This window comes from Candidatus Syntrophosphaera thermopropionivorans, assembly GCF_004353895.1.
Classification (GTDB): domain Bacteria; phylum Cloacimonadota; class Cloacimonadia; order Cloacimonadales; family Cloacimonadaceae; genus Syntrophosphaera; species Syntrophosphaera thermopropionivorans.
The window spans coordinates 1-12,799 of the sequence record NZ_SMOG01000002.1; the positions used below are offsets into that span (position 1 = coordinate 1).

The window sequence follows — 12,799 nt, forward strand, 5'->3', positions numbered from 1 at the left end:
CTCCCTCTAAATCTACTGTTACTATATTATCTGATAAATCAGTGTCATAAATAGTAATAGGAGTAACAGTTGAAAGACCCTCTGGTGTGGTAGAAACAAAAAGATGATAGAAAAGAGCATTTGAAACCTGATTCCAGCGGAGTTTGGGAATACCATTAGCGGTATAAATAGTAAAAGCTGTAGGGGTATCAATATGTGCTTCACCAGTACTTATTATAATACACCTACCGTTTTCTCCTGTTTCCGGATTTCTGGATTGCCAAGTCCCATATTGGTTAGGGTTAATATTTATACTATTAGCAGGGAAAGAATTAACTGGAGTAGTAGAATCATTGAAATACCAATAAGCAGCTCCTACATCGGAAACAAGAGTAAAATAATTAACATTGATAGAGCTACCCGTCATATGTTGAAAATGCTGATCTTGCGTGCCATTCATAGTTATTCGATAGTTAAAAATGCCGCTATAATTATATAAATCTCCTGCTATGGTTAAGAAGAGCCAGTGAGTATTAGGACTATTACAGATAGTTCCATAATTGTCCAATCTTTGATTTATAGTAAGAGTACGATGATTACCAGAGTAGTTATAAACAGTTGCTTGGTTGATAAGATTATTAATATTTACATTATTTTCTATTATTACTGTTCCTTGCCAGATGAAATCATCCATTGTGACATTTGAAAGATAAGCATTATTTTCCAGTTTTAGAACACTTTCAGTTCCACCATCAAGACTTGCATTTAATAGTTTTCCACCATTTATATAGAGACTATAACTATTATCCTCATCATATAGCATCATAGTATTACTATTAAGATTAATCTCGCAATTGGCATAATAAAGATCGGATAAAGCTCTGGAAATCCCAACAGAATCAATATAGAAATGAGAACAAGCTATCGAATGATTTTCATCCTGTACAAGTAAGATATGCTGGGTATTAGATATGAAATCTATTTGATAATTGGATATAGTTCCATAATTATATAAATCTCCTGCTATGGTTAAGAATAGCCAGTGAGTATTAGGACTATTACAGATAGTTCCATAATTGTCCAATCTTTGATTTATAGTAAGAGTACGATGATTACCAGAGTAGTTATAAACAGTTGCTTGATTGATAAGATTATGAATACTTACATTATTTTCTATTATTACTGTTCCTTGCCAGATGAAATCATCCATTGAAACATATGAAAGATATGCATTATTTTCCAGTTTCAGAATACTTTCAGTTCCACCATCAAGATTTGCATTTAATAGTTTTCCACTATTTATATAGAGACCATAACTATTACTTCCATTATATAGCTGCATAATACCATTATTCAGGTTAATTTCACAATTTGTATAATAAAGATTAGATAAAGCCTTACAACCTTTCTCAGGAGATATATAAAAATAACTACAATTAAAAGAATGAGTGGAATTATCTTGATAAAGTAAATGAGCAGCAACACCAGTTTTATCTTTAGTGAGAGTGATAAGATTAATTTTATAATTTACGATGGTCCCATAGTTATATACATCTCCTGCTATAGATAAGAATAGCCAGTGAGTATTAGGACTATTACAGATAGTTCCATAATTATCCAATCTTTGATTTATGGTAAGAATGCGATTGTCACCAGAGTAGTTATAAACAGTCGCTTGATTGATAAGATTATTAATGCTTACATAATTTTCTATTATTATTGTTCCTTGCCAGATGAAATTATCCATTGAAACATTTGAAAGATAAGCATTATTTACCAGGTTTAGAACACTTGCAGTTCCACCTTCAAGGATTGCGTATAATAGTTTTCCACTATCTAAATAGAGACCATAACTATTATCCTCATTGTAAAGAATCATCGTAGTATTATTTAAGTTAATCTCACAATTAAGAAAATAAATGTTGGATAAAGCTTTAGTGCTTCCTTCTCCAGAAACAATAAAATTAGTGGAGTTAAAAGAATGATAAGAATCGGATTGATACAATTTATGTTGGGCTGCACCTGTTAGATAGATTTTATTACTTCTTATGGTTCCATAGTTATTTACATCTCCTGCAATATTAACAAATAGTAAATAAGCAGTTGGATTATTGCAAATGGTTCCATAATTATCCAATCTTTGGTTTATAGTAAAAGTGCGGTTATCACCAAAGTAGTTATAAACAGTGGCTTGATTTATAAGATAATCTATAACTACATTATCTTTAATAATAATCGTTCCATTAAAGACGATTTCATCAGCATAGCTATTTTCTAAATAACAACCACCGGTCATTGAAAGAGAAGCACCATTTCCTCCTTCCAGTATAGCGTCAGTCAGATAGCCTCCAGACATAGAAAGATTGAAAGTCCCAGAGGGACTATGAAGTACTAAATGATCGTTATTGAAATCAATAATAGTATTATTGGTACTTATATCAGAAAGAAGAATCACTGAGCTATTAGGGTAATTATCAATGAGATAAGCCGGTGAAAGTGAACCTGAATTTGTGAAATATTGGGCTTCTTCTCCTAAAAAAGCTAACTCATAGTTTATAATAAAACCTGAATTTTCCACATTCCCTTTAACATACACAAAAAGATAATAGCCATTAGGGTTGTTTTTGATAAATCCTGCATTAGAAAGATTACCATTGATAGTAAACTGTCTATGATCTCCATAACTATTCTGGATTAATCCAGAACTTGAAATAGTGAAATTATGACAGGAAGCATCAACATTTAATACGATGTTGGAGGTTATTAACACATCATCATTGGGATTAGGAACAATGTTGCCTATCCAGGAATTTCCGTTATCCCAAACACCGCCACCAGGGGCTGATTCAATAACGCCCCAGAGGCTTAAAAAACTAAACAAGACGATAAATATTAGAAAGATCTTTTTCATAATATCCTCCCATATAGAGATAAAATATAATGAAAAATTAAAGTCAAACAAGAAATATAATTTAATTCTGGCAAAACCATTTATATTCTTTTATCTATAAAATGGAATATACATGAACTCTGCTAGATTTTATGTAAATAAATGGTAGAATAGCAAATAAAAAGGAGAAAATGTTGGTCTTTATCTTCCCCTTTAAAATCTTTATTTAATGGATTACATACAATTATAGGTGTAAACTATAGTGACTGAGCTTACAAAGATTAAATCTTCCCAAGACATAATATGAGTTGTAAGTAAAAACCCTTATAGTATATGACTAAGTTGTATTTATCGTATTTATCGGTTTTAACCTTACACAATAGGCATTTTGAAAAAAGTTATCAATGACTAACTGATTAATTATAATTTAACTAAACTGATGACTTACTTTTAAAAAGGGGTACCCTTATTTATATTCCTTTCATCACATAATATTCCCAGGGTTTTCGGAAAGTATAATTCATAATGATGCGTTTTTTGCCCATTAAACCATCAGGAACGCGGTCTTGATAAAGGTCCAGCACGAGATAATAATTAAATGGCAAACCTGTTTTTTCACTACATTCATTAAGTATTTTTATTCCTTCTTCCACTACTTCTTGGGTAGTGTATTCCATAAGGTTATTATTGCATATAAATTCAGTAACTTTCAGTCTGGAAGAAGCCTCCATTTGTGCTTTCATAGATAAGATTTCATCTACATTAGTAGTGAAAGGACGATAGGTATTAACTACAAAAAGCATCTGATAACCCCGAGTTTCTATTTCAGTTTGAAATCTTCCCAGAATTTTACATCCAACAGGGTCACCTCCAACATCCAGAATAACGGTTTCCTCATAGTTTTCAATAGCGCCCTTGATACTTGGTGAAAGCATTGGTAAATCGGCATGTTTGAAGGCACCTTCAGGGGCAATAACTTTAATTCCTATTTGAGCGAATTCTTCTTGTACTTCACGCGTGCGAAAATAGGGATTGACTACATCCATATCAGCTAAAACCACTTTGTTATCAGGTTGATTGAGACTTTTTGCCAGATGAATACTGAATTCACTTTTCCCGCTTCCATAAGCTCCAATGATTATGTATAAAGGTTTCATAGGTTTAAAATATTCTCCAATTCTTTAAAATTATGGACAAAGGCATCTGCCAAAACTTGCATTTGAGGATGAAATTCCAGACTATCTTCATCATAGATTGCTATAGCTTTCATACCTGCTGCTTTAGCAGCCTGAATTCCAGGTAGAGTATCCTCAATAACCAAACAGTATTCAGGTGGGATTTTTAGTTGTCTGGCACATTCCAGATAGATATCAGGATAGGGTTTACCCAGAAGTTCCATATCACCTGTAACTACAGCAGAGAAATAATCCCAGACTCCATTCCGAGTTAAAACCTTTTTTGCTAAATCATAAGAATTGCTTGTCCCCAGACCTAATGGTATTTTTTTCTGGTATAATTTCGCCAGCACTTCTTTTGCACCAGGTTTAAGTTTCACTTCATTTTCATAATGCCAGCTTACCATATCATTCCATTCTTGCATAATACTTTCAGGGCTATCCGCTAATCCAAATCGGTCCTTAAAATATTGTGCCGTTTGAATGAAAGAATTGCCCTGGGGAAGATGATGAAATAAGTCAACAGGCACTGAAAATCCTCTTTTTTGTAGAAATTCTTTATCTACTTCTCGCCATAGATACATAGAATCTATGAGGGTTCCATCCATATCAAAGATGATAGCTTGATATTCTTTCAATTAAGAAAAAACCACCGAACAGAAGCATAAATTGAAGGAGGAACAGGATAAACACCATAGATGGAGGTATCCATTAGGTTCTTATAGGTAGCTTGAAACTCAAATCTATTGCTAATTTGAACTCCAGCCCATAAATCTACTATAGAAGAAGAATCTACAAAAAAGGTGGAAGGATCGGAATTCCAGTAACCACTGTGCCCAGATAGAGAAAATCCGGCAAAGAGTGCATTATTATAAGGTAAATGATAGAAAAGGTTAAGATAGCTGCATCCTTCAAATTCCGGTTCTTCAAATAATCCTGCATAATTATTTTGCCAGATTAGAGCGGGTTGCCATTTGATTTCCCATTTATCCCAAATTTTATCCAGGGTTGCAACCAATCTGACATAATAAAGCTCCTTTTTCTCTTTTAATTCCGTTTCCATTTCGGGATAGATATCCTCTACAATCCTTCTTCCAAGAGAAAGAGTCAGATAAGAAGGTGCTTTAAAAGAATAGCTTGTATAAACTCCAGCATTATTGATTTCTCTTATCTGGACATTCCTGAGGGAATCTGTTTCGCTATAAATACTTGGAATCCAGAAGGAAGATTCCAATGGGTTAAAATTCCCGCAAGCAAAAGCACCAAATCTAAACTTATTAAAAGAGTAAGAAAAATCCGTAGCCACTTGAAGCTGTTGAAAATCGGTAAGTTCAGTTTTCCAATCCCATTTTAGAGGATTACGATTCCAGCGGAATTGCATTTCTGCTCTATCTTTATAATCTGGCTCTCCTGTTTCATAGTTATAATCAGAGATGATATGCTCATATTTTAACGCCAGCTCAACTTTTTGAATCTGTAAATCTTTCCAGGCTTGAAGATGTAAAGCTTCATTATGCAAGTTTTTAATAAATTTATCGGATTTTATATCATTTTGTTCATATAAAATTGCCAGGTTGGGTCCAATCCAATTAAATCCTGCATATAAAACATTATAGTGGTCTTTTACGATAAAGTTTTGAGGCAACCAGAATTCTGGACGAAGGCTGAGCATAGAAAGCTTTGAATTTTGGTCAAGCCAGCTAAAATTAAGATTAGTTTTCCCGATAGGGACACTAAGATTAAGTTTTAAGGCATTGCGACTGGCATCTTCTTCCAGCCAGTATCCTGTTTGAGTGAGAAAATCTAAACTTAAATATAAATCCTTATATTCAAAAAGATTATTCTTCTTTAAAGCTACTCTGGTAAATAAATGTTCATAATCTCCAATTCCCACTTCTATATCACTTAAAGTAGCTTGATAAGGATAGTATTTTTCTGTGCCATTGAGTTCCATAATCTCTTCCTCAAAATCAAAGAAACCGAGAGTCAAGTTCTGGAAAAAAGAGGAAGAGTAGAGCGAATTCTGTAATTTAAATCCATAAAGAGAGGGATAATCATCATATTGTGAACGGGAATAGAAAAAGTATCCAGACCGGTAGGGTTCTTTAAGCGAGGTAAAACCATTGGCAGAAACGGAATCTTGGCTCGGTTGATGAAAGCTTAAAGATTTTCTCTCTTCTGTTATCCATTTTTCTATATCTTTTAAATTGCCTGTTTTGCCATGAGTCATATAAGTGATATATGAAGGGGGCACCTGAATTAAATCAATGACTACATTCACTTCAGTATCAGGTGAAACGGGGATAGACAAAAGATTTGCCTTGTATCTTGAAAGAAATTCTTGAATTAAAGAAGTAAGTTCTTCTTTTCCATCCATAACTTTAATTAAACTTAAAGTGCTATCTGCTTCCACTTTAATTTTAACCAGCACTTGAGCAGGATCGTAACGAAAAGACCAGGATTCAGGAAGTACTAATGCTTCTCCTTCCAGATGAGCAGTAGTGTTTTGAGCATATAACATTCCTGCAAGAAACAAAAATAGAAAAAAACAAATAGATTTTAATGATACTTTCATAGCCAGTTATGCTCTTTATACCACTGAATTGTTTCGCTTAAATGCTCTCTTAGATTGGGTTGCGGATTCCAACCCAATAATCTTTTAGCTTTTTCTATACTGCAAAGCCAAGTAACATCAACTATTTCTTTCATCTTTTGTTTATTTAAGAGAGTAGTTTTGCCTGTTATCCTTTCAAATGCTTCTCCTGCATAAAAAGCCGTTTTAGCCAGGGGAACAGGGACCGCTATTTCAAAGGTCTTGACCTTTAATATTTCTGCAATAAGATGCATAAAATCCTGTTGTGTATAAATTTCACCATCAGAAGCAAAAAAGATTTCACCTACTGCAGTTTTCTGAGTGAGACAGAGTTCCAGAAACTGTGCCAGTTCTCGAACATAAATAAGGTTCATATATTGAGGTTTTCTTCCTATATGGAAATTTATCCCTTTTTGAACAGCTTTAAAAACCTGATAAAAATCCCTTTCACCAGGTCCATAAATAGAGCAGGGTCGCACGATAACCCATTCTTTAACGCATTCTGTTTTAATGATTTTCTCTGCAAGAACTTTGCTTTTTCCATACCAATCAACGGGTGCAGAAGGGTCTTCTTCCTTAGCTAATTCCATATCTCTGGAGGGATGAGAAGCAGCTTGGGAACTTATATAGATGAATCTTTTGCCTTTAGAACTATGATTAAATGCCTCCATCACTCTTCTGGTAGTCCCTACATTGGCTTCTATCATCTGCATAAAAGTATGAGTTCTTACGGCACCGGCATTATGAATTAGGACATCTACATCTTCCAGAACTCTTTTTAACTCATCTTGGGAATTGTAATCCGTGAATTGAATATCCAGATTCGGATCCAATAAACTAAGGTCTGCATGAGGACGAACTATACCTCTAACCTCATATCCTTGGGATTGAAAATAATTGGCAAAATTGCTACCCGCAAAACCATTAGCACCTGTTATACCTATTCTCATTACACATCCAGAACTTAATTGATAAAATATGGTGGGCGCTAAGGGACTCGAACCCCCGACATCATGCGTGTAAGGCATGCGCTCTTCCAGCTGAGCTAAGCGCCCTTATTCTTTTTATTATGGTCGGGGTGAGAGGATTTGAACCTCCGACTCCTGGTTCCCAAAACCAGTGCGCTAACCGGGCTGCGCTACACCCCGAATTTTTATCCAATTAAAACTGAATTCATTAATTGTCAAGCTGAAAATTCCCTACTTAAACAATTATCATCTATTGCTATATAACTTTATTTGTCTGCTTTCTTAATTCCCCTCAATATTTTATTCTTTAACCATAAATTTCTCTTTTCTTTATAATTCTTTCATTCCTATTAATTAAAATTTCCCTTGGTTTATAACCATTTTCTCCATCTACATACCATATAAAATACTAATGTCCTATAAATCTTGAACTTATGTCCCATTTCGGACATAAGCTGGACATAAGTTGGACATAAGCTGGACATAAATTGGACATAAGGAGAGAGGATATTTTTAAAATTAAAAAAGGTTTCAAATGTCAGAATTAATAAAATAAAAACTATTTTTAAAACTTTTACTTGACAGAACTTGCTTTAATCCATTAAGGTTTTTTAATCTCTTAAAAATAAAGATAGAAAGGTAGTTAATTTGAAATGAAATATTCTTGTTTTATTATATTTTACCTTTTACTCACTTTATCTATCCAAGCTTTAGTAGTTCCTGTCTCCTATACTCCCGTTCTACAAGATGATGATATGCTAACCAATTTCGTGCGAAATGACCCAGATGACAAAAAACCTGAAGAAAATCCTACTAAAGTATGGTTATGGCAACAGGGAAATAATCTTATGATACATTTCTCTTGTCCGATAGACTCTCAATTTGTGGTTGGTCCTGTAGAAGTTAGAGATGAAGCTATGTTCTCTGATTATGTAAGTGTTCAGCTGATTACACTTCCCTATGCTTATTTTGCCTATTACTACACAGGTTATCCCAATGGCAATTTGGTGGATGGAATTCGTAAAGAGGATATGTCTGTTGATTTGAATTGGGATAGCAAATATAGCTATAAAACCTCTTATGATGATAAGAACTGGGAACTTACAATGCAAATACCTCTGGGTGAATTGAGATTCAAATCTGATCTTCCCTACAACTGGTATATAATTCTTAGCCGCTATAAATATGCCACTACTGAATATTACTGTTCTCCCTATTTCAACACTAATCAGAAGAAAGATTACTTTACTGCTGGTCATAAAATCCAGCTAAACCAAAAGATTACCCGGGAATTTAATTTGGATTTTAAACCCTATTTCGTTAAAAGTTATGATTTAATTGAAAAGACCTCCAGCTACGATCCTGATATGGTTGGTTTGGATATCGCTTATCATCCCAATCCCACTACCAAAATAAAACTTAGTATGAACCCTGACTTTTCAGAGGTCCCTCCAGATGATGCCCAGGATATCTATAATCTAAAATATCCCCCTTATTATGATGAAAATCGTTTCTTCTTTATAGAAGATCTTGATGCTTTCGGAATTTTCTCCGACTTTTTTTATTCCCGAAATATAGTTCAACCTCAATTAGCCTATAAAGCAACGGGAAGTTTAGGAAAAACCAGATGGGGAATTCTCGGTGCTTGGGATAAAAAAATTGTAAGTGGAGGCGAATTAATTAATCCCGATGACTATTTTCAGCTTCTTTCTGTTATTCCAACTATCGGGAATTTCACTATGGGAAATGCTTTCATAGCCAGAACTAATACTGGATATTATAATTATGTCTATTCAGGTGTCTATGAATATAGGTTATCTAAAGTACTTTCGCTGAATACTTCCCTTGCTGGAAGCCTCCGCAAAAATGAAAATGAAGAAGATAATTCCCTCAAAAAAGGATACCTGGGACAAATTGGAATTAATTATTATCCTGGCAAATGGGAAAATTCTCTTTATATTGCAAAAATAAGTAAAGATATCTTTGCTGATGCTGGATATTTATATGGAAAAGATAGACTGGGATATTCCTTATCTTCTTACTGGCAGTCTAATCCCTTCCCTGGTTTTCTTCAATTAGTATCTGTTTTAGGAATGGCAGAAATGCAAGAATTACATCCCGATGATGATAAAAAAACTGAATATGACCTTTCTGGAATGTTAACTCTAAGATTTAAACCTAAGTTTTTCTACACCTTTAGACCTGGTTATTATAGTATTTATGATAATATCAATCAAAAACACAATGTATTTAGTATGGATAATATTTTGAATTTTAAATGCTGGAAAAATTTTTCTCTATATATAAATTGGATAACAGGAGAAACTCTGGTTTATGCCTTAAATAAAACCTCACAAATGAATACTATCACCTTTAGGATAATTGGCACTCCTCAAAAAAGTTTGTATTATCAAGTCCAAGGAAATCTTGTATCATATGACTATCCTAAAGAAAATATCATAGATATAAATGGCATTCCCCTAACTTTATATCTGGATAACCAATACGCTATAATCAATGCTTCTCTAAGATTTACCCCTGTGCAAAGATTCAGATTTACCCTCGGAGGAAGCATTACTACTTACGAAACTCCTACCTCCTATTCCAATTTTAACTATTATTCCAACCTCCGCTATGAATTCAAACCCAATTACTTTATCTACCTCGGCCTAAAAAATAATCTGCTTCAAGATGAACCTATAACTTTTGATGAACCTCTCGGTAATTTTAATAAAACTGGCTCTACTGTCTATGTTAAGATATCGCTAAGTATCTAAATTAGTTCATTGTTTTAAATGCTTACAACCGTCCAAATTTTTTTGTATCATTGTAAACTTATGATATAGAGATTAAAGCAAGAGAGTTATCTAGACCACTGTTTTTTATGCAATGATTTCAAATTTATAGTAATTATTACATATAAGTCATTAGATTATATACTTATAATATAGTTAATATTTCAAGGTTTTAGAAATTATTTAAACTCTAACTTTTATAAAGGGAACATAAAATAGATATGTGGAGAGAATAAATATTTTTTTAACCATACGAACTCAATGAATTAAAACAATGGACAATTTCTGCTTGACAGAATCAATATATTTAAAAATAAAGGTAATGAATAATATGTAAGAACCAGGGGCATTAGCTCAGTTGGGAGAGCGCATGACTGGCAGTCATGAGGTCAGGAGTTCGAGCCTCCTATGCTCCACCAAATTTTGAGGCGGTTTGTCTTAAAAAGAAGTCAAACCGCTCTTTCTTTATTAAATGAGGTTTACAAATGACAGATTCCGAATTGATTTCCCGCTTACAAGAACAGGCTATTATTGCCAGAAGTGCCATACTCACTATGACTACTTTAGCTGGCTCAGGGCATCCTGGTGGTTCTATGTCCTCCATTGATTTATTATTAACTTTATACCAGTTTATTCATCATAATCCTCAAAATCCAGATTTACCAGATAGAGATAGAGTAGTAGTTAGCAATGGACACATTTCTCCTGCGGTGTATACTGCTCTTGCTTTGAATGGATATCATAATCTGGATGAGGTTATATCTCAATTCAGACTTTCAGGCAGCATCTATGAAGGTCATATAGAAAGGGATGTAAAAGGTGTGGAATGGAGCACAGGTAATTTAGGACAGGGTCTTTCAGCTGGAGCAGGATTTGCTCTCGCTTCCAGAATAAATAATATTCCCTATAATGTGTATGTCTTGATGGGAGATGGAGAACAACAAAAAGGACAAATCTCGGAAGCAAGAAGATTCGCTATTAAATATCAACTGAATAATCTCACTGCTATTGTAGATTATAACGAACTTCAGATAAGTGGAAATATCCATTCCGTGATGCCCCAAAATATCAAAGCTAACTGGGAATCGGATGGCTGGAAAGTTATAGAAATTGATGGTCACAACTATCAAGAGATACTTTCAACCCTTCAAATGACCAGAGATAAGGATTATCCTTTGATGATATTAGCTCATACTGTGATGGGAAAAGGAGTTCCCTTTATGGAAAATCAGGCTAAATATCACGGTGCTGCTTTAAATGAAGCCCAATTAGAAGAAGCCTTACACTATCTTGGACAATCCAACCGGCTGGAAGATTATAAAATGATGAGAGCAGAATTCAAGCCAGTAAAGCAAAAGCCCACTAAGGATAAATATGCTCTTCAATGTAATCTGAAATCGGGTAATCCTATGCTTTATGAAAAACCAACTGACAATAGATCCGCCTGGGGAAATGCAATTGCTGATTTGGCAGAAATCAATAAAAACAATTCTACTCCTATTGTGGTAACTGATTGTGACTTGCAAAGCAGCGTTAAAACAGCAGCTTTTGAAAAAGTGACCCCTGACCGTTTCTTTCAAGGTGGAATAATGGAACACAATACTGCCGTGCTTTCTGGAGCTCTTTCTACTTGCGGGATCCAGACTTTCTGGTCTGATTTTGGAGTGTTTGGACTGGATGAGGTTTACAATCAGCAAAGATTAAACGATATCAATCATACCAATCTTAAAGTGGTTTTAACTCATACAGGTCTGGATGTGGGAGAAGACGGAAAAACTCATCAATGCATTGATTATATAGGAATTGTTCGTAACTGGTATGGTTTTCATTTGATTATTCCCGCTGACCCTAATCAAACTGACCGCCTTATTCGCTGGTTAATAGACAAACCTGGAAACTATGTAGTAACAATGGGAAGATCTGCTGTTTTGATAATTCTGAAAGATGATGGTACACCTTTTTATGATTTGAATTACGCTTTTGACTATGGAAAATGCGATATTTTGCGAAAAGGTGATAAAGCAACTGTGATGGTTACTGGAACTCCTATTGGAAATGCCTTAAAAGCAGTGGATACTTTAAAAGAAGAAGGAATCAATCTACAGTTAATATATGTTTCTTGTCCTCTGGCAATAAACCGTGATACCTTAATTCAAGCTGTAAATACTGGTCTCATCTTCAGCATAGAAGATCACAATATCCATAGCGGTTTAGGCTCTATAATTGCAGATCGTTTAGCTGAAGAAAATCTTTCTGCTCGCTTAATCAAAATCGGAGTTAAGAACTATGGAAGCAGTGGCACTTCTAACGATTTATACAAAGCTGTTGGTCTGGATGCTGAATCCATAAAAGAGAGAATAAAACAAGAACTGATAAATAAAGATTGACAATTAGTCCTT

At 34.2% G+C, this 12,799-nt stretch carries 7 protein-coding genes and 3 tRNA genes; 3 read left to right on the top strand and 7 right to left on the bottom strand.

Features of this window, described 5'->3' with window-relative positions; translation table 11 throughout:
* From E0946_RS01365 to E0946_RS01395, 7 genes are all read right to left on the bottom strand, one after another.
* On the bottom strand, positions 1-2,890 hold a 2,890-nt coding region (locus E0946_RS01365; RefSeq protein WP_133200681.1), incomplete at its 3' end, for an autotransporter outer membrane beta-barrel domain-containing protein.
* Positions 2,891-3,339: 449 nt separating this feature from the next.
* Positions 3,340-4,026, bottom strand: a complete 687-nt coding sequence (locus E0946_RS01370; RefSeq protein ID WP_133200682.1) for a hypothetical protein — start codon at positions 4,024-4,026, stop codon at positions 3,340-3,342.
* Positions 4,023-4,682: an HAD family hydrolase gene (locus E0946_RS01375; RefSeq protein WP_133200683.1), complete on the bottom strand. Its 660-nt coding sequence runs from the start codon at positions 4,680-4,682 to the stop codon at positions 4,023-4,025. Before E0946_RS01375 ends, E0946_RS01370 begins: the two co-directional genes overlap by 4 nt.
* Complete coding sequence (locus tag E0946_RS01380) at positions 4,679-6,619, bottom strand: hypothetical protein (RefSeq protein WP_207930807.1); 1,941 nt, start codon at positions 6,617-6,619, stop codon at positions 4,679-4,681. Before E0946_RS01380 ends, E0946_RS01375 begins: the two co-directional genes overlap by 4 nt.
* The gene (locus tag E0946_RS01385; protein ID WP_165942050.1) at positions 6,616-7,587 is read right to left on the bottom strand and encodes an NAD-dependent epimerase/dehydratase family protein; all 972 of its coding nucleotides are present in this window, start codon (positions 7,585-7,587) and stop codon (positions 6,616-6,618) included. The genes E0946_RS01380 and E0946_RS01385 overlap by 4 nt, the downstream gene beginning before the upstream one ends.
* 29 nt (positions 7,588-7,616) lie before the next feature.
* Positions 7,617-7,692, bottom strand: a tRNA-Val gene (locus E0946_RS01390).
* A gap of 15 nt (positions 7,693-7,707) precedes the next feature.
* Positions 7,708-7,785 (bottom strand) — tRNA-Pro (locus E0946_RS01395).
* 473 nt (positions 7,786-8,258) lie between these two features.
* Here E0946_RS01395 and E0946_RS01400 point away from each other — a divergent pair.
* The 3 genes from E0946_RS01400 (at position 8,259) to E0946_RS01410 (ending at position 12,787) form a co-directional block, all read left to right on the top strand.
* A complete protein-coding gene (locus E0946_RS01400) occupies positions 8,259-10,382 on the top strand; it encodes a DOMON domain-containing protein (protein WP_133200685.1) in 2,124 nt (707 codons plus the stop codon).
* 361 nt (positions 10,383-10,743) lie between these two features.
* Positions 10,744-10,819, top strand: a tRNA-Ala gene (locus tag E0946_RS01405).
* 66 nt (positions 10,820-10,885) lie between these two features.
* Positions 10,886-12,787, top strand: a complete 1,902-nt coding sequence (locus tag E0946_RS01410; protein ID WP_133200686.1) for a transketolase — start codon at positions 10,886-10,888, stop codon at positions 12,785-12,787.
* Positions 12,788-12,799: the final 12 nt, after the last annotated feature.

Bases quoted from the DNA above. Each gene is read 5' to 3' on its own strand.
- E0946_RS01410 (WP_133200686.1), top strand. From the start codon at position 10,886: ATGACAGATTCCGAATTGATTTCCCGCTTACAAGAACAGGCTATTATT.
- E0946_RS01370 (WP_133200682.1), bottom strand. From the start codon at position 4,026: ATGAAACCTTTATACATAATCATTGGAGCTTATGGAAGCGGGAAAAGT.
- E0946_RS01400 (WP_133200685.1), top strand. From the start codon at position 8,259: ATGAAATATTCTTGTTTTATTATATTTTACCTTTTACTCACTTTATCT.
- E0946_RS01385 (WP_165942050.1), bottom strand. From the start codon at position 7,587: ATGAGAATAGGTATAACAGGTGCTAATGGTTTTGCGGGTAGCAATTTT.
- E0946_RS01380 (WP_207930807.1), bottom strand. From the start codon at position 6,619: ATGAAAGTATCATTAAAATCTATTTGTTTTTTTCTATTTTTGTTTCTT.